23 protein-coding genes and 1 pseudogene are annotated in these 22,261 nt (G+C 60.5%); 12 read left to right on the forward strand and 12 right to left on the reverse strand.

Features of this window, described 5'->3' with window-relative positions:
* From NDI87_RS04105 to NDI87_RS04125, 5 genes and pseudogenes are all read right to left on the reverse strand, one after another.
* Positions 1-393: pseudogene (locus NDI87_RS04105) on the reverse strand (formate dehydrogenase subunit gamma); the annotation flags it as partial.
* 14 nt (positions 394-407) lie between these two features.
* Positions 408-629, reverse strand: a complete 222-nt coding sequence (locus NDI87_RS04110; protein ID WP_296273530.1) for a membrane lipoprotein lipid attachment site-containing protein — start codon at positions 627-629, stop codon at positions 408-410.
* Positions 626-1,258, reverse strand: a complete 633-nt coding sequence (gene fdh3B / locus NDI87_RS04115) for a formate dehydrogenase FDH3 subunit beta (protein ID WP_296273531.1) — start codon at positions 1,256-1,258, stop codon at positions 626-628. Before fdh3B ends, NDI87_RS04110 begins: the two co-directional genes overlap by 4 nt.
* A 10-nt stretch (positions 1,259-1,268) precedes the next feature.
* Positions 1,269-4,226, reverse strand: a complete 2,958-nt coding sequence (locus NDI87_RS04120) for a formate dehydrogenase subunit alpha (RefSeq protein ID WP_296273532.1) — start codon at positions 4,224-4,226, stop codon at positions 1,269-1,271.
* 16 nt (positions 4,227-4,242) lie between these two features.
* Positions 4,243-4,449 (reverse strand): formate dehydrogenase, encoded by a 207-nt coding sequence (locus NDI87_RS04125; protein WP_296273533.1) that lies wholly within the window; start codon positions 4,447-4,449, stop codon positions 4,243-4,245.
* Positions 4,450-4,701: 252 nt separating this feature from the next.
* Here NDI87_RS04125 and NDI87_RS04130 point away from each other — a divergent pair, with 252 nt between their 5' ends.
* The 12 genes from NDI87_RS04130 to NDI87_RS04185 all read left to right on the forward strand — a co-directional run bounded on the left by NDI87_RS04130 (position 4,702) and on the right by NDI87_RS04185 (position 14,597).
* Complete coding sequence (locus NDI87_RS04130; protein WP_296273534.1) at positions 4,702-5,400, forward strand: TetR/AcrR family transcriptional regulator; 699 nt, start codon at positions 4,702-4,704, stop codon at positions 5,398-5,400.
* Between the two features lie 117 nt (positions 5,401-5,517).
* Positions 5,518-6,093 carry a TRAP transporter small permease gene (locus tag NDI87_RS04135; protein WP_296273535.1) on the forward strand — a complete coding sequence of 192 codons (576 nt, stop codon included), beginning with the start codon at positions 5,518-5,520 and terminating at the stop codon, positions 6,091-6,093.
* A 13-nt stretch (positions 6,094-6,106) separates the two neighbouring features.
* Positions 6,107-7,387: a TRAP transporter large permease subunit gene (locus tag NDI87_RS04140; RefSeq protein ID WP_296273536.1), complete on the forward strand. Its 1,281-nt coding sequence runs from the start codon at positions 6,107-6,109 to the stop codon at positions 7,385-7,387.
* 85 nt (positions 7,388-7,472) lie between these two features.
* On the forward strand, positions 7,473-8,480 hold the full coding sequence (locus tag NDI87_RS04145) for a TRAP transporter substrate-binding protein (RefSeq protein WP_296273537.1): 1,008 nt from the start codon (positions 7,473-7,475) through the stop codon (positions 8,478-8,480).
* Between the two features lie 75 nt (positions 8,481-8,555).
* Positions 8,556-9,002, forward strand: a complete 447-nt coding sequence (gene aroQ, locus NDI87_RS04150) for a type II 3-dehydroquinate dehydratase (protein ID WP_296273538.1) — start codon at positions 8,556-8,558, stop codon at positions 9,000-9,002.
* On the forward strand, positions 8,999-9,829 hold the full coding sequence (locus NDI87_RS04155) for a shikimate dehydrogenase (RefSeq protein ID WP_296273539.1): 831 nt from the start codon (positions 8,999-9,001) through the stop codon (positions 9,827-9,829). The genes aroQ and NDI87_RS04155 overlap by 4 nt, the downstream gene beginning before the upstream one ends.
* A 103-nt stretch (positions 9,830-9,932) precedes the next feature.
* On the forward strand, positions 9,933-10,865 hold the full coding sequence (locus NDI87_RS04160) for a hydroxymethylglutaryl-CoA lyase (RefSeq protein ID WP_296273540.1): 933 nt from the start codon (positions 9,933-9,935) through the stop codon (positions 10,863-10,865).
* 52 nt (positions 10,866-10,917) lie between these two features.
* Positions 10,918-11,790, forward strand: coding sequence for an AEC family transporter (locus tag NDI87_RS04165; RefSeq protein WP_296273541.1), 873 nt, complete (start codon positions 10,918-10,920; stop codon positions 11,788-11,790).
* A gap of 15 nt (positions 11,791-11,805) precedes the next feature.
* Entirely contained in the window at positions 11,806-12,297 is a 492-nt protein-coding gene (locus NDI87_RS04170; protein ID WP_296273542.1) for an acyl-CoA thioesterase, read from the forward strand.
* Positions 12,298-12,309: 12 nt separating this feature from the next.
* A complete protein-coding gene (locus NDI87_RS04175) occupies positions 12,310-13,140 on the forward strand; it encodes an amidohydrolase family protein (protein ID WP_296273543.1) in 831 nt (276 codons plus the stop codon).
* Positions 13,141-13,185: 45 nt separating this feature from the next.
* Positions 13,186-13,842, forward strand: a complete 657-nt coding sequence (locus NDI87_RS04180; protein WP_296273544.1) for an HAD-IA family hydrolase — start codon at positions 13,186-13,188, stop codon at positions 13,840-13,842.
* Positions 13,839-14,597, forward strand: coding sequence for a sulfite exporter TauE/SafE family protein (locus NDI87_RS04185; protein WP_296273545.1), 759 nt, complete (start codon positions 13,839-13,841; stop codon positions 14,595-14,597). The genes NDI87_RS04180 and NDI87_RS04185 overlap by 4 nt, the downstream gene beginning before the upstream one ends.
* 35 nt (positions 14,598-14,632) lie before the next feature.
* Here NDI87_RS04185 and NDI87_RS04190 read toward each other — a convergent pair whose 3' ends face one another.
* From NDI87_RS04190 to NDI87_RS04220, 7 genes are all read right to left on the reverse strand, one after another.
* The gene (locus tag NDI87_RS04190; protein ID WP_296273546.1) at positions 14,633-16,129 is read right to left on the reverse strand and encodes a potassium/proton antiporter; all 1,497 of its coding nucleotides are present in this window, start codon (positions 16,127-16,129) and stop codon (positions 14,633-14,635) included.
* A gap of 98 nt (positions 16,130-16,227) precedes the next feature.
* Positions 16,228-17,169 carry an AEC family transporter gene (locus NDI87_RS04195; RefSeq protein ID WP_296273547.1) on the reverse strand — a complete coding sequence of 314 codons (942 nt, stop codon included), beginning with the start codon at positions 17,167-17,169 and terminating at the stop codon, positions 16,228-16,230.
* Positions 17,166-18,365 carry a lyase family protein gene (locus NDI87_RS04200; RefSeq protein ID WP_296273548.1) on the reverse strand — a complete coding sequence of 400 codons (1,200 nt, stop codon included), beginning with the start codon at positions 18,363-18,365 and terminating at the stop codon, positions 17,166-17,168. The genes NDI87_RS04195 and NDI87_RS04200 overlap by 4 nt, the downstream gene beginning before the upstream one ends.
* Positions 18,366-18,377: 12 nt before the next feature.
* Positions 18,378-19,268, reverse strand: coding sequence for a TIM barrel protein (locus NDI87_RS04205; protein ID WP_296273549.1), 891 nt, complete (start codon positions 19,266-19,268; stop codon positions 18,378-18,380).
* 5 nt (positions 19,269-19,273) lie between these two features.
* Positions 19,274-20,170, reverse strand: coding sequence for a VOC family protein (locus NDI87_RS04210; protein WP_296273550.1), 897 nt, complete (start codon positions 20,168-20,170; stop codon positions 19,274-19,276).
* Between the two features lie 31 nt (positions 20,171-20,201).
* A complete protein-coding gene (locus tag NDI87_RS04215) occupies positions 20,202-21,701 on the reverse strand; it encodes a tripartite tricarboxylate transporter permease (protein ID WP_296273551.1) in 1,500 nt (499 codons plus the stop codon).
* Positions 21,698-22,198 (reverse strand): tripartite tricarboxylate transporter TctB family protein, encoded by a 501-nt coding sequence (locus NDI87_RS04220; protein ID WP_296273552.1) that lies wholly within the window; start codon positions 22,196-22,198, stop codon positions 21,698-21,700. The genes NDI87_RS04215 and NDI87_RS04220 overlap by 4 nt, the downstream gene beginning before the upstream one ends.
* Positions 22,199-22,261 lie beyond the last annotated feature (63 nt).

Consider the following 22,261-nt stretch of genomic DNA (forward strand, 5'->3'; position numbering starts at 1 on the left):
AATCAGCCAGTTGTTGCGCACCTGGCGCCAGGCTTCGCCGGCATTGGTCAGGCGTGAGCCGGGGTATTGCACGAAGGGCTGGATCAGCACCCCGGCTTCAGGCGCCTGCATCACTGGCAAACTGCTGTAGCCGGCCACGCCCGAGTTCACCTGGCGCCACATGGGCGCGTTGTTGCCGGGCTGCACGCGGGCGCGCTCGCCGTTGGTCTGGCTGGCGTAGCCGGGTTCCTCGCTGGCATCGGGCTTGACGTCCAGGATGTTCTGGCTCTGGATGCCAGGCATGGCGGCAGCGGGCGCAGCTGGTGGTGCTGCAACGGTTGCCGGTGCGGTTTGCGCCACGGCACCACCCCAACACAGGGCCAGTGTGGCAACGACTGAAAAGGCTTTGATCATGTTCGGCCTCCTGCTCAATTCATGCGGGTGTAGTCGTTCTGGCCGTACTGATTGCGCGCTTTGAGATGTGACTCCCAACTGGCCTTGTCGCCCTGCTTCCAGTCTTGATTGGCAAACGGCTTGCCGGTGCCGGTGAAAGCTGCGCTGTCTTTTTTACTGGTCTCAAGCTCTTGTGGCTTGTCGCCACAGGCACTCAAACCGGCCGCCAGGACGACAGCAAAAATGAGCTTTTTCATGACTTTGCTCCTTCCGGTGCGGCCACGCCGGGTTGGCCCGCCTGTTTGGACCCGTAAGCAGTGCCCCAGCCCCAGACCTCGGCGCCCTTGCCACGGCGCAACACGCGGTTGCGGAAGATATCGGCCACCACATCGCCATCGCCGCCGATCAGCGCCTTGGTCGAGCACATTTCGGCGCAGGCCGGCAGTTTGCCCTCGGCGAGACGGTTGCGGCCATATTTCTCGAACTCGGCCTGGCTGCCGTTGGCCTCCGGGCCGCCGGCGCAGAAAGTGCACTTGTCCATCTTGCCGCGCACACCAAACGTGCCTTGGCTGGGAAACTGCGGCGCGCCAAACGGGCAGGCATAAGAGCAGTAGCCGCACCCAATACACACGTCCTTGTCGTGTAACACCACACCCTCGTCGGTGCGATAGAAGCAGTTGACCGGGCACACCGCCATGCAGGGTGCGTCGCTGCAATGCATACACGCCACCGAGATCGATTTTTCTCCGGGCACACCGTCGTTGAGGGTGACCACCCGGCGGCGGTTCACGCCCCAGGGCACTTCGTGCTCGTTCTTGCACGCGGTCACGCAACCGTTGCATTCAATACAGCGCTCTGCGTCGCAGATAAATTTCATACGGGCCATGTTGTTCTCCTTATGCTTTCTCGACGTTGCAGACCGTGGTCTTGGTTTCCTGCATCATGGTCACGCTGTCATAACCATAAGTGGTGGCGGTGTTGATGGCCTCGCCGCGCACAATGGGCGCCGCACCAGCCGGGTAATGGGCCAGCATGTCGGCACCCTGCCAACGCCCGGAGAAGTGGAAGGGCATGAACACGGTATCGGGCCCGACACGCTCGGTCACCAGCGCCTGCACGTTGAGGCGTGCGCCGGTGGGGGTCGACACCCAGGCCCGCTCGCCGTTGCGAATGCCCTTGTCGGCCGCCACCTTGGGGTTGATCTCGATGAACATCTCCTGCTGCAACTCGGCCAGCCAGGGGTTGGAGCGGGTTTCTTCGCCACCGCCCTCGTATTCGGTCAGGCGCCCCGAGGTCATGATGAACGGGAACTTCTCGTGCACCTTGTCCACGATGTTTTTGTCCTGCACCGTCTTGTACAGCGTGGGCAGGCGCCAGAAGGCTTTCTTGTCGTCGTGCGTCGGGTACTTGGCCACCAGATCGGGGCGAATGCCATACAGCGGTTCGCGGTGCTTGGGAATGGCGTCGGGGAAGTTCCAGACCACGGCACGCGCCTTGGCGTTGCCGAACACGTGGCAGCCGTGCACCTTGAGCACCACGCGCTGAATGCCGCCAGACAGGTCGGTCTTCCAGTTCTTGCCCTCGGCGGCGGTTTTTTCAGCGTCGGTCAAATCGTCCCACCAGCCAAGCTTCTTGAGCAGCACATGGTCGAACTCGGGGTAACCGGTGGTGATGTCGGCGCCCAGCGAGTGCGAGCCGTCTTCGGCCAGCAGGTTGACGCCGTCTTTTTCCACGCCAAAGTTGGCGCGGAAGTTGCCGCCGCCGTCCATCACGTGTTTGGAGGTGTCGTACAGGTTGGGCGAGCCCGGGTGCTTGAGTTCGGGGGTGCCATAACAGGGCCAGGGCAAACCAAAATAATCGCCGGTGAAGTCGTAGCCTGTTTCCTTGTCCTTGCCGCCTTTGGCACGCAGCGTTTTCACATCAAACAAGTGCATGTTGCGCATGTGCGCTTTCAGACGCTCCGGGCTCTGGCCGGTGTAGCCGATGGTCCAGGTGGACTTGTTGATTTCGCGCAGGATGTCTTCCGGTGCCGGCTCGTCCATGCCGTTGACCTTTTGCATCTTGTAGTTGACCGACAGCTCCTTGCCAAAGCCCAGCCTGTCGGCGAACTGTTGCATGATCATGTGGTCCGATCGGCTTTCCCACAGCGGCTCGATCACTTTTTCACGCCACTGAAGGGAGCGGTTCGACGCCGTCACCGAGCCACTGGTCTCGAACTGGGTGGCCGCCGGCAACAGGTACACGGCACGGTTCGGGTTGAGGTCTTCGGGCTGGCCGGGCATGGCGGCCATGGCTGCCGTGGCGGATGGATAGGGGTCGACCACCACCAGCAAGTCGAGCTTGTCCATGGCGCGTTTCATTTCCAGGCCACGGGTTTGAGAGTTGGGCGCATGACCCCAGTAGAAGACACCGCGCAGGTTGCTGTCCTGGTCGATGAGCTCGTTTTTCTCGAGCACGCCGTCGATCCAGCGCGACACCGTGATGCCGGGCTTGCTCATCATGGCCGGCGTGGCGAACTGCTTTTTGATCCACTCATAGTCCACGCCCCAGACCTTGGCAAAGTGCTTCCAGGAGCCTTCAACAATGCCGTAGTAGCCGGGCAGCGAGTCAGGATTCGGGCCGACGTCGGTGGCACCCTGCACATTGTCGTGACCACGAAAGATGTTGGTGCCGCCACCGCTCTTGCCGACGTTGCCCAGCGCCAGCTGCAAGATGCACGAGGCGCGCACCATGGCGTTGCCGATGGTGTGCTGGGTTTGGCCCATGCACCAAACCAGTGTGCTGGGGCGGTTCTCGGCCATCATTTTGGCCACGCGCAGCACCTGATCCTCCTTGACGCCGCACACCTCTTCAACCTTGTCGGGCGTCCACTGGGTCATCACCTCTTCGCGCACTTTCTCCATGCCATAGACGCGATCAAAGATGTACTGCTTGTCTTCCCAGCCATTGTTGAACACGTGGTACAGCACGCCAAACAAAAAGGCGATGTCGGAGCCCGAGCGGATGCGCACGTATTCGTCGGCCTTGGCCGCCGTGCGGGTAAAACGTGGGTCGACCACAATCATCTTGGTGCCGGTTTCCTTGGCGTGCAGCATGTGCAGCATGCTGACCGGATGCGCCTCGGCCGCGTTGGATCCGATGTACAAGGCGCACTTGCTGTTTTGCATGTCGTTGTACGAATTGGTCATGGCGCCGTAACCCCAGGTGTTGGCAACGCCAGCCACCGTGGTGCTGTGGCAAATGCGCGCCTGGTGGTCGCAGTTGTTGGTGCCCCAGAAGCTGACAAACTTGCGCAACAGGTAGGCCTGCTCGTTGTTGTGTTTGCTTGATCCGACAAAATAAACGCTGTCCGGGCCGCTGGCTTTTTTGAGCTCCAGCATTCTGGCGCTGATCTCGCTCAAGGCCGCGTCCCAGCTGATGCGCTGGTACTTGCCGTTGACCAGTTTCATGGGGTAGCGCAGGCGGAACTCGCCATGACCGTGCTCGCGCAGGGCGGCGCCCTTGGCGCAGTGCGCGCCGAGGTTGATGGGCGAATCAAACACCGGTTCCTGGCGCACCCAGACACCGTTTTCAACCACCGCATCCACCGCGCAGCCCACCGAGCAGTGGGTGCAAACCGTGCGCTTGATCTCGATCTTGCCTTCCCCCACCGCCACCTTGCCGGTGGCGGCACCGGCTTTTTTGACCAGCGTCAGTTGCGAAGCCGCCAGCCCGGCACCGACTCCCAAACCCGATCGGCGCAAAAAAGCTCGTCGGTCCATGGTGGGCAGGGCTTGGCTCAGGCCACGGCGCAAACTGTGAACAAAGGGCGCACGCGCAGCACCTGGGGCACCAGATTTCTTGGTTAACAACATGGGAGTCTCCGAAAAATTAAACGCGCGTGGTCTTGTAATACTGCTTGACGTGCTCGCTGAGCACGTAGCCGCCGCCCTTTTCAGGCTTGGGCCGGGGTAGCGCAGCGGCTTCAGGAACCGCTTGAATTGCCGGTAAAACGCTCACCGCGGCGGCAAGCGCACCCGCGGTACCTGCGCCGGCAAACAGGGTGCGCCGTGACAGTTTGGAGGGGGATGAAGGCATGAAAAGTCTCCTCGGGTGAAATACTTATGAACGCAACGACATAGCTTTGATAACGCTCAATCTAACAACATGCGCGCTGCTGTTCAAGGGGGGAAACCCCCGCCTGGACGTAAACAAAACAATCACAACTGATTTTTCTCAACGCTTGGCCATATATGCACGCCCAACACCCGTCTGCTGCAAGACAGATTTGAGGCCTTACAGCAAGGACTCAGCTGGCGCTGATGCAACGTACTGTCCTATACTTTGCGGATGAACCAAGTCGTACATTTATCGCCCAAGAAAACACAGAAAACCAAAACGACCAACGCCAAAGTAACGGCGCGAGCACTCACCCGGACCAACGACCCGGAGCGCACCATGGCGGGGATTCTGGAAGTAGCCACGGTCGAGTTCGCCAAAAAAGGGCTGGACGGTGCGCGCATCGACGAGATTGCCGCAGCCACAAAAACCAGCAAGCGCATGATTTACTACTACTTCATCAGCAAGGAAGGTTTGTACCGGGCGGTTCTGGAGGACATGTACCGACGCATGCGAAGCATCGAATCTGGCTTGCATCTGACCGATTTACCGCCCGTGGAAGCGCTGCAAAAGCTGGTGGGCTTCACTTTCGACCACCACCATGACAACGAGAACTTCATCCGCCTGGTGATGTCAGAAAACATGCAGCGCGGCGCCTACCTGTCGCAAAGCAAAAGCATCCAGGATCTCAATGTACCGGCCATTGCAGCCATCCAGGAGTTGTACGACCGGGGTGTGGCGTCCGGGGTGTTTCGTACCGGACTCGACCCGGTCGATATTCATGCCTCCATCTCGGCATTGACATTTTTCAATGTGTCCAATCAGCATACCTTTGGCCTGATTTTCAATCACGATCCAGCATCTCCCAAAGCCATTGCCGTGCGCCGAAAAAACATCATCGACATGGTGTTGCGCTTCATGCTCGCCTGAGCACATTCAATTTATCGCCCGGTGAGCTGGATTTTTTTGCGTAAATTAGGGTAAACCCTAATTATCAAAAACTAACCAGTTAGTACATTAACACATCCGAATGTTCTGGAGACAAATATGGTTCAAAAATTGATTGGGCGCTACTGCCAGTTGCTGACCATGATCATCGTCATCTGCCTGGTGCTGATGGTGCTGATGGTGTTTGGCAACGTGGTGATGCGCTACGCCTTCAACTCCGGCATTTCGGTGTCCGAAGAGTTGTCCCGGTGGTTGTTCCTGTGGCTGATCTTCCTGGGAGCCAGCGTTGCGGTGCATGAGCAGGCCCACATGGGCAGCGACATGGTGGTCGAGTTGCTACCACCCAAACTGCAAAAAGTGGCCGTGGTGGTCGGTCAATTGCTGATGCTGTGGGTGACCTGGCTGATTTTCTCTGGCAGCCTGGCGCAAACCAGGATCAATTGGGAGGTCCAGGCCCCCGTCACCGAATACTCCATGGCCTGGGTCTACAGCACCGGCGTGGTGTTTGCTGTCTCCACCGGGCTCATGCAGATCAGCGACCTGTGGTTCACGCTGCGCGGCCAACTTACTCCGGTGCAGATCCGCAAAGCGCACCACGCCGCCGAGCTGGAGCAGTTTGAAGCCGATGCCCGTGCCGCTGAACAACAGGCTGGCAAGTCGGCCACCACCCACTAATACGGAGCCATCCATGACCATTGCCATTTTTCTAGCCGCCTTGATCGGCGCGGTTGCGCTCGGTATTCCGATTGCTTATTCGCTGTTGCTTTCCGGTGTTGCCCTGATGGTGCATCTGGGCAATTTTGACGCGCAAATTCTGGCGCAAAACGTGCTGGAAGGCGCCAACAGCTTCCCCTTGCTGGCGGTGCCATTCTTTATGCTGGCCGGTGAAATCATGAACGTCGGCGGCTTGTCGCGGCGCATTGTGGACCTGGCGATTGCGCTGGTCGGCCATGTGCGCGGGGGCTTGGGTTACGTGACCATCATCGCCGCCTGTCTGATGGCCTCACTGTCGGGCTCGGCGGTGGCGGATACCGCCGCGCTGACCGCCTTGTTGCTGCCCATGATGGTGCGCGCCGGCCACCAGAAGGCGCGCTCGGGCGGTCTGATTGCCTCGGCCGGCATCATTGCGCCGATCATTCCCCCGTCGATCCCGTTCGTGATCTTCGGTGTGACTGCCAACGTGTCCATCGGCAAGCTGTTTCTGGCGGGTATCGTGCCCGGCCTCATGATGGGCATTGCCTGCGCGATTGCCTGGTGGCTCACAGCACGCGCCGAGGCCGTGGTGACCCCCCCCAAAGCGACCCGTGCCACCTTGGTCAAGGCCTTTCGTGAATCCACCTGGGCGCTGGTGTTACCGCTCATTGTCTTGGTCGGTCTGAAGTTTGGTGTCTTCACACCGACCGAAGCCGCCGTGGTGGCGGCGGTCTATGCCTTCTTTGTGGCCACCGTGGTGTACCGCGAACTGAGCCCGAAGCAGTTGTACGAGGTGTTTGCGGCTTCGGCCAAAACCACCTCGATCATCATGTTCATGGTGGCGGCGGCAGCAGTCAGTGCCTGGTTGATTGCCGTGGCCGACCTGCCGGGGCAACTCATCGTCATCCTGGAGCCGTTCATGCAAAGCCCGACCACCTTGCTCTGCATTTTGATGCTGGTGCTGCTGCTGGTCGGCATGGTGATGGACCTGACCCCCACGATCCTGATTCTGGCGCCGGTGATGGTGCCGGTGGTCAGGGCCGCAGGCATCGACCCGGTGTACTTTGGCGTGCTGTTTGTGCTGGTCGGCGTGATTGGCCTGGTGACACCGCCAGTGGGCACCGTGCTCAACGTCGTGGCCGGTGTCGGCAAAATGAAAATGGACCAGGTGGCGCGTGGCGTGATGCCGTTCCTGATCGCCGACATCATTGTCCTGTTCCTGCTGGTGTTCTTCCCGGCCCTCGTGCTGGTTCCGCTGGACTTCTTTTATAAATGATTTTTCCGGGCTGCTGCGGCACTGGGCACGCCACCGCTTCAACCCTTTTAACGGCGTCCCGATTGCACTGTAGATGGAGAGACAAATGAAACGACTCGTACTGAAATCACTCGTCGCCGCCGTGGCCCTGGCCGCTTTTGGCATGGCTTCGGCTCAGGACATCAAGGAGCGCACCTTCAAATTCGCCACCAACGGCGCCGGCGAGCACCCTTCCGTGGCCGGCATGAAAAAGTTCTCTGAACTGGTGGCTGCCAAGTCCGGTGGCAAGATGCAGGTCAAGATGTTCGTCGGCGGCATTCTCGGCAGTGACCAGGCCAACATTTCGGCCATTCAGGGCGGCACGCTGGAAATGGCTGTGATGAACACCGGCATTCTGGCCAGTGTGGCCAAGGAACTGGCGATTTTTGATTTCCCGTTTTTGTTCGCCAACAACAAAGAGTCTGACGCGCTGGTGGACGGCCCGGTGGGCAAGAAGCTGCACCAGAAACTCGAAGCCAAGGGTCTGGTCGGTCTGGCCTATTGGGAACTCGGCTACCGCGAGATCACCAACAGCAAGCGCCCCTTGGTCAAGGTGGAAGATATCGAAGGCCTGAAACTGCGCGTGATCCCGAACCCGATCAACGTGGCCTGGGTCAAGGCGCTGGGTGCCAACCCGACACCGCTGCCCTTCCCCGAGGTGTACAGCGCGCTTGAGCAAAAAGCCATTGACGGTCAGGAAAACCCGGTGTCGGTGATTGCCACCAGCAAGTTCTGGGAAGTCCAGAAATTCATGACAATGACCAACCACCAGTACAACCCGCAGTCGGTGATCTTCAGCAAGAAGGTCTGGGACGCCTTGAGTCCTGCCGAGCGCAAGATTCTGGACGACTCGGCCGACGAGGCGACCAAATACCAGCGCGAGCAGGCGCGAGCCGCCGTGGCAGTCAACCTGGAGCTACTGAAGAAGGGTGGCATGACCGTGTCGGAATTTGCACCGACTGAAGTGGCCAAGCTGCGCGACAAGATGAAGCCGGTGATTGCCCAGTTCAGCGCCAACGTGGGCGAGGAGACCGTCACCGAAGTCCAGGCCGAATTGGCCAAGATGCGCAAGTAAGCGTGTTGTGACCAGCGTCCCTAGGGGCGCTGGTCACCCATATCTTCATTTTTTTGCAAATTCACAGGAGATTTCATGCGAGTTCTCATGCTGCACGGCATCAACCACAACATGTTTGGCAAGCGCGACCCCAAGCAGTATGGCACCATCACGCTCGATGAAATCAATGCCTCGTTGACCGCACTGGGCATGGAGTTGGGTGTCGAGGTCGAGGCCTACCAGACCAATTGCGAAGGCGAGATGTGCGAGCGCATCCACCAGGCTTACCAGGACGGTGTCGATGCCGTGCTGATCAATGCCGGCGCCTGGACGCATTACTCCTATGGCATTCGCGACGCGCTGGCCATCCTGACCTGCCCGATCGTGGAGATGCACATGTCCAACATCCATGCGCGCGAGGAATTCCGCCACAAATCAGTCTTTGGCGAAATCGTCATGGGCCAGATTTGCGGCTTTGGCGTGGACAGTTACCTGCTGGCCTTGCGCGCGGGCGTGTCAGCTGCAAAGGTTGCAAAAAAATGAAGATCGACGGCAATACAGAAATCATTGCGCACATCGGTTTTCCGACCTTCGCTTTCAAGGCTCCGAAAATCTACAACCCGTGGTTTGAAGCCTCCGGCATCAACGCCATCGTGGTGCCCATGGGCTGCCAGGCGACCGACTACCCCGACTTTTTGCGCGCCATCTTCAAGCTGGCCAACATCCGCGGTGCCCTCATCACCATGCCGCACAAGGTGACCACCGTGGGCCTGCTCGACGAGGTCTTGCCCACGGCGGCCATTGCCGGCTCGTGCAACGCGGTGCGCCGCCTGCCTGATGGCCGCTTGCAGGGCGACATGTTTGACGGCGAAGGCTTTGTGCGCGGCCTCAAACGCAAGGGTTTCGACCCCAAAGGCCGCCGCACCCTGGTGGTGGGCGCCGGTGGTGTGGGTTGCGCCATTGCCGCCTCGCTGGCCGCCGCCGGCGTGCTGGAGATGGACTTGTTCGATATGAACATTGAGGCCGCAGCCGGCCTGGCCCAGCGCCTGCTGCAGCATTACCCAAACATGACGGTGCGCACCGGCAGCAAAGACCCGGCAGGTTACGAACTGCTGGTCAACGCCACACCGATGGGCATGAACGACGGCGACCCGCTGCCGGTGGACATGTCACGGGTTGACCCCGCCACTTTTGTCGGTGAAGTGGTCATGAAGACCGACATGACCGCTTTTTTGAAAGCCGCGCAAGCGCGCGGTTGCCGCATCCAGATTGGCTCGGACATGCTGTTTGAGCAGATTCCCGCCTACCTGGAATTTTTTGGCTACCCCAGCACCACACCCGAAGAACTGCGTGCCGTGGCGCAAAGCTAGACTCGTCATTGCAAACAAAGTGAAGCAATCCATGAGCCCATGGACTGCCGCGCTTCGCTCGCAGTGACGAGATACATTCGTTAAACGTATTGAAAGCAAAACTATGACCACAGCCACCACCCCAGATGTCCTGATCTCTGAAGTCGGTCCGCGCGACGGCCTGCAGTCGGTCAAGGCCACCATGCCCACCGCAGACAAATTCCGCTGGATCGACGCGCTGGTGGCCGCTGGCCTGCGCGAAATCGAGGTCTGCTCCTTCGTGCCCGCCAAACTGCTGCCGCAAATGGCCGATGCCGCCGAGGTGGTCAAACACGCCTTGCAATACCCGGGCGTGACGGTGATGGCGCTGGTGCCCAATTTGCGCGGCGCCGAAGCGGCGTTGCAATCGGGCGTGCACAAGCTCACCATTCCGTGCTCGGCCAGCGAAGCACACTCCCTGGCCAATGTGCGCAAGAGCCGCAAGGACATGGTCGAAGAAGTGCGCGCCATCGTGCGCCTGCGCGACGAGATCGCGCCGGGTGTCAAGATCGAAGCGGGTTTATCCACCGCCTTTGGTTGCACCATCCAGGGTGAAGTCACCGATGACGACGTGGTCTGGATGGCCGAGCAGGTCGTGGCGGCCGGCGTCGACGAAGCCGGTTTGTCCGATACCACCGGCATGGCCAACCCGGCACAGGTGCGCCGCCTGTTCACATTAGTCCGCGCCGCCATTGGCGACAAGACCGGGGCCGCCCACATGCACAACACGCGCGGCCTGGGTCTGGCCAATTGCCTGGCTGCCTATGACGTGGGGGTGCGCACCTTCGACGCATCGCTGGGTGGCCTGGGCGGCTGCCCTTATGCGCCGGGCGCCTCCGGCAACGTGGTGACCGAAGACCTGGTCTTCATGTTCGAGGCCATGGGCATCCGCACCGGCGTCGACATCGAAAAACTCATCGCCGCCCGGGAACCCCTGATGGCCGGTCTGCCGGGTGAGCCAGTCTATGGCATGACCCCATTGGCAGGATTGCCCAAGAACTGGAAACTGGCAGCTTGATTTGCTGTAGGAGCGGCGCCCATGCCGCGACGGTTTGAGGTGAAATAACACCATGTTGTTTCGCATCGTCAGCATCGTCTTCCCGATTTTCATCATTGTGATGGTCGGCTTTGCCTATGGGCGCAAGCACCGACCAGACATGCAGGTGGCCAACAGCCTGAATATCTCGGTGTTTTTGCCGGCGCTGTTTTTTTCGGCGCTGGCCGGTAAAGCCTTCAATCTGGCAGACAACATTCCCATTGCTTTCGGCTGTGCCGTGGTGGTGCTGGGCTCTGGCGCACTCACCTGGGTTGTCGCCCGGCTGCTCGGCCTGGATCCCAAAACGCTGGTGCCACCGTCGATGTTCAACAATGTCGGCAACATGGGCCTGCCCTTGCTGCTGCTGACCTTTGGCGAACAGACCCTGGGCGCCGCCGTGGTGCTGATGCTGGTGGTGACGCTGTTGCAGTTCACCGTGGGTATCTGGCTGCTCAGTGGCCGCCTCGAGCCATCGATGCTCTGGCGCGAACCATTGCTGGCGGCCGCTGGTGCCGGGATTTTCTTCAGCCTGAGCGGTTTGACGGTGTGGCAGCCGCTGATGGTGGCCATCAAGCTGATGGGGGACATTTCAATTGGCTTGATGATTTTTTCTCTCGGGGTACGTTTGTCCACTGCCCACCTGGGTGCCTGGCGCATCGGGGTGGTGGGTGCCTGCGTGACGCCGATCACGGGCATGCTGGTGGCTTGGGGGTTTGGCCTGATGGCTAACCTGAACCTGCTTGAGCAAAATATGCTGTTTGTGTTTGGCGCGCTGCCGCCGGCCGTGTCCGGCTTTATATTGGCCGAACGCTACCAGCAGGAACCCGACAAGGTGGCCAGCATTGTCATCATCGGCAATGCGTCGGCGCTGTTTTTTATTCCCCTGGCGCTCGCGCTGCGCCTGTAACCGGAGCTGATGCCCATGGATTTGCCGATTCACCAACTGTCGATGACGGTGCTGATGACCCCCGACACCGCCAATTTTTCCGGCAACGTGCATGGCGGCACCATTTTGAAACTGCTGGACCAGGTGGCCTTTGCCTGCGCCAGCCGCTACGCCGGGCGCTATGTGGTCACGCTCAGTGTCGACCAGGTGATGTTTCGCCAGCCGATCCATGTCGGCGAGCTGGTCACGTTTTTGTCGTCGGTGAACCACACGGGTTCTTCGTCAATGGAAATCGGCATCAAGGTGATTGCCGAAAATATCCAGAACCGCGTGGTGCGCCACGTCAACAGCTGTTTCTTCACGATGGTCGCGGTCGATGACGACAAAAAACCGGCTCATGTGACCCCGCTGCAACCCACCACGGCTGACGAACTGCGCCGTCACACTGCGGCTGAACTGCGCAAGCAAATGCGACGCGAGATGGAACAGCGTTTTGCCGCGACACGAACCGGCCCGGAACCTGCCTGATTTTCAACGCCCATGACCTCCCTGCACACACCCATGATCGACTGCCACGTCCACATCTTTGACCCGGACCGCTTTCCCTATGCGCCAGACACCTGGTATCGCCCCGCCGGTGGTGAAACCGGCACGGCGGCCCAGCTCGGACAGGTGCTCGATGCCCACGGCGTGTCGCATGCGCTGATCGTCGGGCCCAACTCGGGCTACGGCATGGACAACCGCTGTCTGCTGGACGCGCTGGCCCAGGGCAAGGGCCGCTACCAGGGCGTGGCCGTGGTGCGCAATGACGCCAGCCGTGACGAGTTGCAGGACCTGCAGGCCGCCGGTGTGGTGGGCGTGGCCATGAACGCGGCCTTGCTCGGTGTGGATTTTTACCGCGACACCGGGCCACTGCTGCAGCACATGCGCGATCTGGGCCTGTGGGCGCAGGTGCAGGTGCAGGCCGATGAACTGGTGGCCTTGAAACCTCTGCTGCAAGACAGCGGCGCCCAACTGCTGTTCGACCACTGCGGCCGCCCTGACCCGAAGGCGGGTGTGGGCCAGGCCGGCTTTGCAGCCTTGCTGTCGCTGGCAGAGACCGGGCGTGCCTGCGTCAAGCTGTCCAGCCTGGTCAAATGTTCTGCCCAGCCTTATCCTTACCCGGATGCGTGGCCCTATGTGCAGGCGCTGCTCGAAGCCTACACACCGCAAGCGCTGGTGTGGGGCTCGGACTGGCCGTTTCTAAGGGCACCGGCGCGCATCGACTACGGCCCGCTGCTGGCGCTGTTTGCGCAGCTGGTGCCCGATGCTGCCGACCGCCAGGCCATTGGGTATGACACACCGCGCCGGCTGTTCGGGTTTGGAAAGTAGCTGTCGATGGCAAAAAGTCCAGATCAGCATTGCCGAATTCAAATTGTGAAAAACAACATTCAGGCCGTCATTTTTGACTGCGACGGCACACTGGTCGACAGCGAAGTGCCGGGCATGGACGTGTTGCACGCCCATGCCCTTGCACTGGGTCTTGACTTCACGCGTGAACAGGCCCACCAGCAGTTTCGCGGTGTGCGCATGGCCGATTGCATTGCCTGGATTGGCGCGCAACTGCAGCACAAGCCGGATGGTTTTGAGGTGGATTTCGCGCGTAGTGTCCGCACTGCGCAGGCCGAGCGCTTCAATGAAGGTCTGGCGATCATCCCTGGCGCATTCGAGTTGCTGGAAAGGCTGACGATCCCGTTTTGCGTGGCGACCAACGGACCGCGGGAAAAAGTTGAACTGACGCTGGGTTTGACGGGTTTGTTAAAGTATTTTCCAGACCGCCTGTTCAGCGCCTACGAAGTGGGGAGCTACAAGCCCGATCCGGGCCTGTTTTTGCATGCTGCCAGGGTCATGGGCGTGGCGCCGCAATACTGTGCCGTGGTCGAGGACAGCCTGCCTGGAATACTGGCGGGTCTGGCGGCCGGCATGCAGGTCTATGCGCTGATTCACCCTGATGCCTTGAGTCCGGACGTCTTGCAACAAATTCACCTCATCAAGAATTTGACCGAATTGAATTTTCTGGAAACTGGCCGATGAATCCGGACCTGTATTTCTGGCTGGCGGGCTGCGCGGCCCTGCTCGTTGGTCTTTCCAAGGGCGGCCTGCCAGCTGTGGGCATGTTGGCGGTTCCGGTTTTGTCTTTGGTGATGTCTCCGGTGAAAGCTGCCGTTTTGTTGCTCCCCATTTTCGTCATTTCCGACGTCGTTGGCATCTGGCTGTACCGGCGTGACTACAGTGCTGCCAACCTCCGCATCCTGATCCCGGCAGGCGTCGTCGGTGTGCTGGTCGGATGGCTGACGGCGTCCATCGTTTCGGAGATAGCCATCACCTTCATGATTGGTGTTGTGGGCCTGGCGTTTTGCCTGAATGTGTGGCTGCGCAAACAAGGCAATGCGCCGGCACAACCCGCAAATGCCGTCAAAGGCTGGTTCTGGGGCAGCCTGGCAGGCTTTACCAGCTTTATTTCGCACGCCGGCGCCCCACCCTTTCAGGTGTACATGCTGCCGCAAAAATTGCCTAAAACAGAATTCGCCGGGACTGCCACCATCGTCTTTGCCGTGATCAACGCCGCCAAAATTCTCCCTTATCAAAATTTGCGGCCCTATTCGGGCGAGACCCTTTGGAGCGCTGCCGTGCTGATTCCGTTTGCCCTGATCGGAACGGTGTGCGGCGCCTATCTGACGCGGCGCATTGCTGAAGTCTGGTTTTACCGGATCGTCCAGATCAGTTTGTTCGCGGTGTCACTCAAACTCATTTTCAATGCCGTGCAGAGCCAACTCGGCTTGACCTGACCCGAGCCACCGACGTTTGGTTTTGGCGGGTAACTTCAATTGACCTGCTCGGTTGGCATTGGCAGCTTCAGACCAACGCTTTTGACAACACCCTCTGACATCGTGCGCACACTCAATTCAGCACTGCCGAGCGCCATGTGGTCACCCACCACCAACGGCCGTTTGATGGCCTGGGTGAGCCAGGCATCGACACTCAGTTCAGCATCATGCGGTGCTGGCAGACCGTAAAAATCGCAAATATCTGCCACCCTGGTGTTGGCCTGGAGCGTGAAGTCGCCAAACACGGCCCGCACCGCAGACGTATCGTCTTGATCGGGCAGCGCCACGCCCATCCTGTGGGCCAGCCAGCCGATCGTGCTGCCCTGCAACAGCAGCGAAGCGAGTACCACCACAAAAGCCACGTTGAAGATGATCCGTGCCTCGGGCAAGTCGGCCATGAAGGGAAAGATCGCCAGCACAATCGGCACCGCCCCGCGCAGGCCGACCCAGGCGATGTAGGCGATTTCCTTCGGGCTAAAGCGCAAGGGGGCCAGGCACAAGGCAACCGCCAGCGGCCGGGCGATGAACATCAGCACGGCGGCCACGCCCAGCGCCGGCCACACGAAGCCTTCGATTTCCGAGGGCGTCACCAGCAAACCCAGCAGCACAAACATCAGCGCCTGGGACAACCAGGCGTAGCCGTCGAGCGCGGACAGCGCCGATTGAACGATGTCCGGTGCCCTTCGGTTCAAGACGATACCCAGCAGGTAAACGGCCAGAAAGCCCGAGCCGCCAATCCAGGTGGCAAAGGCGAAGGTCGCCAGGCCCGCCATGGCCAGCAGCAGGGCAATGATGGCACCGGAAGCCTCCAGTTGGTAAATGCGGGGCAGGCCCAGGGCAAAAACCCGTCCAATCCCCATGCCGAGCAACGCGCCCCAGACAAACTGCTTGAGCAGCGACCAGGCGATGACACTGAACGTCAGATCAGCGGCGGCGCCAGTGGCTGCAACTGACGCCAGACCGATCTGGGTAAGCGTCAGATAAACCGCCATCGGATCATTCATGCCCGACTCGATCTCCAGCGTGGTGGCAACCCGTTCGCTCAATTGCACGCCAGAGGTCTTGAGCAGAGAAAAAACAGCCGCCGCGTCGGTCGAACCGACGATGGCGCCCAGCAACAGGGCATTGGTCCAGCTCAGCTTGAGCAGGTAGACCGCGGCGACGGCAGTGAAGCCTGCCGTCAGCAGCACGCCCAGCGATGCGAGCACCAGGGCCGGCTTCAGGCCGGTGCGAAATCTCGGGTAATCGGTGCGCAGACCGCCATCAAGCAAGATGATGACGAGCGCAATATTGCCAACCCAGAAGCTGAGGCGGTAGTCGTTGAACTCCAACCCGCCCGGCCCATCGATACCGGCCAGAATCCCGGTCACCAGAAAAACCAGCAAAAACGAAAACCCGACCTTTTTCGAGAACACGCCCACCAGCACGCTGATAAAAATCAGCGCAGAAGCGCCGAGCAAGGGCAGGCTTAGAAAATCGAGGTTCAGGTTCATCGTGCCATGGATTATCCATGTGCAGCTCCTGCACGGAGCTGGCAAGCCAGCATGATCCACTGACAAAATCTGGGGTGAAAAAACCAGGCCTGACGCACTTAGCCCAGCAGCCAGATCAAGCCGCTCAGGCTGAAAAACGACGCAATGGTGGTCACCAGCAGCGCAGCGGCACCCAAATCTTCCTTGCCGTAGCTTTGCGCCAGGATCGGGTAGATGCCCATCATCGGCATGGCGGCCAGCAGCACGGCGGCCAAGCGCAAAGAAGGCTCCAGCGCGGCCAGGCCCAGCAGCGGCAAAGCCATGACCGCCGCAAGAACAGCCAGCGGATGCAGCACCAGTTTGCCAAACGCAATCGGCATGATCTGCTGACCCATGCCAGCCAGGGGCAGGCCAACCAGCGTGCCGCCAATCACAAACAGCGACAGCCCGGCACTGGACAAGGCAAACAGGTTGACGGCGCGCAGCACCGGCTCCGGCAACTGCCAGCGCATCACCGACACCAGCACCCCGGCCGCCAGCCCGATGATGAGCGGATTGACGGCCAGCCGCTTCAACGACTGGCCCACCACCACCGTCCAATGGCCTGCATCGCCGCGACTGCGCTCGGCCAGCGCCAGCAGCAGCGGGATCACCAGCAGATTTTCAATCAGCATGTTGAGCGCCAGCGCCACGGCAGCGACCGGGGCTACCAGCAGCAGCAAAATGGGGTAACCGACAAAGCCGCTGTTGGAGCAGGTCATGCCCATGACAGCCACCACGCTGTCAGTCGCGCCAAGTCCCTTTCGCTTGCCCCACAGCAGGCCCAGGCCAATCAGCGCCAGCGTGCCCGCCAGATAAGCCAGCACATAGCTGGCATTCAGAATCTCGCCGATCTGGCGCTGTGACAAGGCGTTGAACAACATGGCAGGCAAGGCCAGCTTGATGACAAACTGGCCAAACACGCGCATATCGGCCCGCGCGAACAAGCCGCCGCGGGTGGTCATATACCCCAGCGCAATCGCCATGTAGATGGGGCCGGTGATGGCCAGGATGGGGATCACAGCGGATCACGCAAGGCCTTGACCTGGCTGCGGGTCAACTCGGTTGCCTGATGCAGCAGTTCCGGGGAAAACCGCACTTTGGCTTCTTTGGCAGAAAGGCTGGCGCGCACCGCCTCCAGGTTGGCTCGCATGCGCTGGGGCTCGGCGCGCAAACCAGCCACCAGTTGGGCCACAGCGTGGCTGATGCTTTGGCTGGCCGACAGCAAGGCGGGCCATTGCACCAGTTGGGTCTGCCAGTTGCCCAACGCATTGCCATGTTGCGATGACAAGGTGCTCAACAACGCGGACACCTGATGTGGCACCCGTTGCTCGGCCACTTGCGCCACCATGCACAGCAGGCTGCTGGCGACGGGTGACACCGGCTTGGCACCAGGTACTTCGGCCGGCGCGACGTTACCCTGCGTCAGCTCGCCAAACTCGAACTGTGCCATCTGGGCGATCTCAAACGCGATTCTGCCCAGGTTGCCCACCAACAGCCCCAGAGCACAGGCCAGTGCCACGGTTTGGTCGTGCGCGCTATCGCCGGCAAAGTGCGGCGCCTTGAGTTGCAGCTCGGTGGCCATCAAGGACATCACCTGAAGGCCTTTGCCCTGCATGTCGGCCAGCGTGATTACGGCGTGACCCAGATGCAGGCGCAAGGCCTGGTCGGTGGCAGATTGCAGCTGTTGCTGGCTGCGCACCAGGGGTACCGCCCATTGGCTGCAGGTCAGGCCAAAGCTGGTGATGGTGGCCGCCTGCAACGGGCTGCGCGCCAGCATCGCATCGCTTTCATGGCGCACCGCCAGTGCCAGCAGCGCCTCAACGGTTTTGCCAAGGTCCGTTTCAATACGTTTGAGCACATCGCGCATGACCAGCGCCAGGGCGGTATCCAGCAGCTCCTGATCGCTACAGCCAAAATGCACCCAGGCCGCCGCGTCCGGGTTGAACAAGGCCACCGTTTCACGCAGGCTGGCCACCAGCGGCGTCACCATGCAAAGGGTGCGGCGACTTTCGCGCACCAGTTTGGGGACATCAAACAACTCGACCTTGCAGGTGCCAATGATCGACTGGGCTGCGTCTTGCGGCAGCAAACCGGCACTGGCTTGTGCCCGCACCAGCGCAGCCTCGAAGCGCAACATGGCCTCTATGACGGCGCGGTCACCCAGTGCCTCGGAAACCTCCGGGGTCGATACAAAGCTCTCGAACAGACTGCTCATCAAAACCCAAAGTTAAACGGTCAGCGTACGGCGCAAGCGGATCTGGTTGGGCAGGGGTACCGAGCGTTGCAATACGTCCTGGCCCAGCCACAAGGCTGAGCCCCTGGCACGCTGCGCCACATGGTGTGGCGGCATGGCCGCGTAATCGCCATTGAAAGCGGCCAGGTTGTAGCTGCCCCGGTAACCCAGGCCGTGCAAACTGGTGACCAGCGCGGCCAGTGCCTCGCGATGCGTGCCATCGCCGGGGAGTACGCGCAGAGGCTGGGCGGGCAGCCTGGCTTGCGCCAACAGGTCGGTCAATTGCACCAAGAACAGCCTGTCGGCGTCGAGCATTTCCAGGTCAGCCAGCAGATCGTCCTGCGGCAAGTTGGCAGCCAACACCTCCTGACTGTCCAGGCTCAAACCCAGGTTGGGCATGTCGGTCTCACACACCAGATCCCAGGCCTGCAGATAAGTTTGCACCACGGCAGCACCGGTCCAGCCCTGGTAGGCAATTTTGATGTTCAGGGGAATGGCCAGCATGGCCAACTGGCGCAGGCCACGCACCAGGGTGCTGCCCGTGTCGGTGGCGGGTGCCAGACGCGACGACGGCAACACCAGCAGCGGGCAGTCCAGCGCCTGACACAGCCCGAGCATGGCCTGGGCCAGGTCGAGCTTGAAAGTATGCAGCGGGCCGCTTTGGCCTTCAAAATCGCAATCGGCCTGAAAAGCGGACACGCACAGGCCGCTGGCTTGCACGCTGGCGACGGCGGCATTGAGCCCGTCCGGGTGGTTCACCAGGTCCTGGGCGCAGAGCGTGATCTGTGAAAACCCGGCCTCACGCACAGCGTGCAGTTTGTCAGTCAATGAACCCGCCAGCGCGCGGCAGTCCATGCTGAAATCGTTCATGTTGGCGCTGTTCATGACGGTCAGCCGCGCTGGTCGTGAACAATCTCGAAGCTGACACTGCCGAGCCAGGTTTTGCTCAAAGCCCCGCGCTCGCTGGTCTGCACGCTGGGCGACGACACAAACTCGACACCGCGCCGGCTCAGTTCGGCCACGGCCGCCAGCACGTCGGCGCTGCCCAGGCCAATGCGGTGCAGGCCTTCGTCGTCCTCCACATCCAGCACGCCCGCTTCGGGCTCGATCAGTTGAATGTAAAAGCGCGACTCCGGTGGGCATGGGCTGCGCAAAATACGGCCCTTGGGCAGGATGCCGAAGCGCTGCTCGACAGGCAGTGGCGCAAAGCCCAACAGTTCACGGTAAAACTCGGTCCAGTCTTCGGAGCGGTCATTGCCGATGTACTGCACGATGCCAAAAAAGTGCAGTCCGGCAGTGGCCGGCGGGTGCTGGTCGACGCCGGGAATGGGCGTGAAATCGACGTCGTAAATCGAGAACTGCTTGTGCCGGTCGACAAAATAAATGCGGCTGGTGCCGACGCCGTGGATGGCCGGAATGTTGAGCTCCATCACCTCGACATGGGTCGGCACGCCCCAGGCGCCCCGCTCCAGCGCGCGTCGGTAGGCGGCGGCCGCGTCACGCACGCGCAGGGCAATGGCGGAAATAATCGGCATGTCGCCCAGCGGTGAGCCCTTGGCGTGGGCGTTGACAATGACGTTGATACCGCCCTGGCGGTACAGCAGCACCTCGCGCGAGCGATGCCTGGCCACCGGCTTGAAGCCCATGGTCTCCAGCACCTGACCCAGTGCCTGCGGCTTGGCGGTGGCGTACTCGATGAACTCGAGGCCTTCCAGACCCAGCGGGTTGTCGCCTTCGACGATTTGCTCGCGGTCTGGGCTGGGAGTGAACAGGTTGGCTGCCGTCATGGTGGTGTTCCTCAATGATGAATCACAGCCATTATGCCGATACCCGACCCCGCAGACGCTGCCACCAGGCGGTTTGACTGACGATGGTGAATGTCAACGCGGCCAAAATGATGGCCGACAGCGGTGAGGTGAAAAATTCACCGGCAAACTGCCCCACATTGCCCTCGGCCGAGATCATGGCCTGGCGGTAGGACGAGTCCATCAACGGCCCCAGAATCATGCCCAGAATGATGGGACCCACCTGGAAGCCATACATTTTGAAGATGTAGCCCACCACGCCAAAACCCAGCATCCAGTACACATCCGCCGGGTTGTTGTTGATGGCGTAGGCACCGACGGCCGACAGCATCAGGATGAGCGGCAGCAGCAGCGGTTTGGGGGTTTCCACAATCTTGGCAAAGATCTTGATGCCGGTCAGGCCAAACACCAGCAGGAAACAGTTGGCCAGCGTCAGTGCACCGACCTGGAACCAGAACAGGTGCGGCGTTTCAATCATCAGCATGGGGCCGGGCTTGAGGCCGTGGATGTACATGGCGCCGATGATCACGGCGGTCACCGCGTCGCCCGGGATGCCGAGCGTCATCATCGGAATGTATGCGCCCGGCACAGCGGCGTTGTTGGCCGATTCGGGCGCCACCAGGCCTTCGTATGCACCTTCGCCAAAAGGGCTGGAAGGGTTTTTGACGGTGCGCTTGGCGTGGTCGTACGCCATCAGCGCAGCAATGTCGCCACCGGCACCCGGCAAGGCCCCCACCACCACGCCAATGCCGGAGGTGCGGGTGGCCAGTGGCAAATACTTTTTGACCAGATGCCAAGGGGGAATAATTTTGCTCACGTTTTGTTTGACCGCTTTCAGGTGCATTTCGTGCAACTGCACCAGCACTTCGGCCACACCAAAAAAGCCGATCATGGCGGCCACGTACGAAATACCAGCAGTGAGTTGCAGGCTGCCAAAAGTAAAACGGGGCTCGGCCGTCATCGGGTCCAGTCCCACCGAGCCAATCAACACCCCAAACGCACCCGCAAAGATGCCTTTGGCGAGCGAACCACCCGACAAACTGCCCACCAGCAAAATGCCCCAGATGGCCAGCATCAAATAATCCCGCGGCGCGAATTTGAGCGCCAGGGTGGCCACAGCAGGTGCGGCAATGGCCAGAGCCAGGATGCCGACAAAGCCGCCAAAGACCGACATCACGGTGGTCAATCCAATGGCCGCCCCGGCCTCGCCGCGTTTGGCCAGCGGATAGCCGTCGAGCCCGGTGGCAATGGCCGAGGGCGCACCGGGTATGTTGAGCAGAATGGCGCTGCGCGATCCACCATAGACACCGCCCAGATAAATGCCGGCAATCACCGCCAGCGCCGAATTGATGTCCCACTTGAAGGTGAACGAAATCAGGATCGACACCGCCATGGTGACCGACAGCCCCGGAATGGCGCCGATGTAAATACCGGCAAAGGTGCCGGCTGCAATCAGACCCAGCAGCCTGGGGTCGACCCAGGACATGAAAAAGTAACCCAGTGCTTCATTCATTTGATCAACCCCTGCAGCAGGGTACCCGACGGCAACACAACAGAAAAAATGGTTTGGAAAATCAGGTACACCACGGCCAGACTCAGGGCACTGACCCACAGGTTAAGCACCCATTTGCGGCTGCCCAGCAGCCACATGGAAACCACCAAAAATACATACGATGAAAGCACAAAACCAGCGCGTTCCAGGATAAACATGTAGCTGGCAATCGCGATGACAAACTGCACCAGCACGCCAGGGGTGATCTGGCGCACAAATTGCCGCCAGATCGACTCGCCCTCGACACCTGGCAAGGGCGCCATGCGAACGGTTTCAGCTGCCGCAATCAGGCCGGAGAGCAACATCACAGCCGCTGCAAACATCGGAAAAGCGCCGGCGGAAGTAAACGACTCGAATTTCGAGATGCTGTAGGCCTGCCACAGCATGAAAAGGCTGAACGCGATCAGCACGATCGAAAAAACCAGCTCCCCGGGGAGTCGGCGACGGCTTGTGTGCATGGTGTCTCCTGTTGTACTTACTTGGTGAGGACCGGGCCGACACGAGGCCAGCCCGGATTCACA

Origin of the sequence: Rhodoferax sp. (genome assembly GCF_023701345.1) — a bacterium.
Taxonomy (GTDB): Bacteria; Pseudomonadota; Gammaproteobacteria; order Burkholderiales; family Burkholderiaceae_C; genus Rhodoferax.

Excerpts from the sequence above, each read along its gene's own strand:
- NDI87_RS04125 (WP_296273533.1), bottom strand. The coding sequence starts at position 4,449 with ATGCCTTCATCCCCCTCCAAACTGTCACGGCGCACCCTGTTTGCCGGC.
- NDI87_RS04135 (WP_296273535.1), top strand. The coding sequence starts at position 5,518 with ATGGTTCAAAAATTGATTGGGCGCTACTGCCAGTTGCTGACCATGATC.
- NDI87_RS04215 (WP_296273551.1), bottom strand. The coding sequence starts at position 21,701 with ATGAATGAAGCACTGGGTTACTTTTTCATGTCCTGGGTCGACCCCAGG.
- NDI87_RS04155 (WP_296273539.1), top strand. The coding sequence starts at position 8,999 with ATGAAGATCGACGGCAATACAGAAATCATTGCGCACATCGGTTTTCCG.
- NDI87_RS04145 (WP_296273537.1), top strand. The coding sequence starts at position 7,473 with ATGAAACGACTCGTACTGAAATCACTCGTCGCCGCCGTGGCCCTGGCC.
- NDI87_RS04165 (WP_296273541.1), top strand. The coding sequence starts at position 10,918 with ATGTTGTTTCGCATCGTCAGCATCGTCTTCCCGATTTTCATCATTGTG.
- fdh3B (WP_296273531.1), bottom strand. The coding sequence starts at position 1,258 with ATGGCCCGTATGAAATTTATCTGCGACGCAGAGCGCTGTATTGAATGC.
- NDI87_RS04120 (WP_296273532.1), bottom strand. The coding sequence starts at position 4,226 with ATGTTGTTAACCAAGAAATCTGGTGCCCCAGGTGCTGCGCGTGCGCCC.
- NDI87_RS04130 (WP_296273534.1), top strand. The coding sequence starts at position 4,702 with ATGAACCAAGTCGTACATTTATCGCCCAAGAAAACACAGAAAACCAAA.
- NDI87_RS04210 (WP_296273550.1), bottom strand. The coding sequence starts at position 20,170 with ATGACGGCAGCCAACCTGTTCACTCCCAGCCCAGACCGCGAGCAAATC.
- aroQ (WP_296273538.1), top strand. The coding sequence starts at position 8,556 with ATGCGAGTTCTCATGCTGCACGGCATCAACCACAACATGTTTGGCAAG.
- NDI87_RS04220 (WP_296273552.1), bottom strand. The coding sequence starts at position 22,198 with ATGCACACAAGCCGTCGCCGACTCCCCGGGGAGCTGGTTTTTTCGATC.
- NDI87_RS04175 (WP_296273543.1), top strand. The coding sequence starts at position 12,310 with ATGACCTCCCTGCACACACCCATGATCGACTGCCACGTCCACATCTTT.
- NDI87_RS04200 (WP_296273548.1), bottom strand. The coding sequence starts at position 18,365 with ATGAGCAGTCTGTTCGAGAGCTTTGTATCGACCCCGGAGGTTTCCGAG.
- NDI87_RS04185 (WP_296273545.1), top strand. The coding sequence starts at position 13,839 with ATGAATCCGGACCTGTATTTCTGGCTGGCGGGCTGCGCGGCCCTGCTC.
- NDI87_RS04110 (WP_296273530.1), bottom strand. The coding sequence starts at position 629 with ATGAAAAAGCTCATTTTTGCTGTCGTCCTGGCGGCCGGTTTGAGTGCC.
- NDI87_RS04205 (WP_296273549.1), bottom strand. The coding sequence starts at position 19,268 with ATGAACAGCGCCAACATGAACGATTTCAGCATGGACTGCCGCGCGCTG.
- NDI87_RS04190 (WP_296273546.1), bottom strand. The coding sequence starts at position 16,129 with ATGAACCTGAACCTCGATTTTCTAAGCCTGCCCTTGCTCGGCGCTTCT.
- NDI87_RS04170 (WP_296273542.1), top strand. The coding sequence starts at position 11,806 with ATGGATTTGCCGATTCACCAACTGTCGATGACGGTGCTGATGACCCCC.
- NDI87_RS04140 (WP_296273536.1), top strand. The coding sequence starts at position 6,107 with ATGACCATTGCCATTTTTCTAGCCGCCTTGATCGGCGCGGTTGCGCTC.
- NDI87_RS04160 (WP_296273540.1), top strand. The coding sequence starts at position 9,933 with ATGACCACAGCCACCACCCCAGATGTCCTGATCTCTGAAGTCGGTCCG.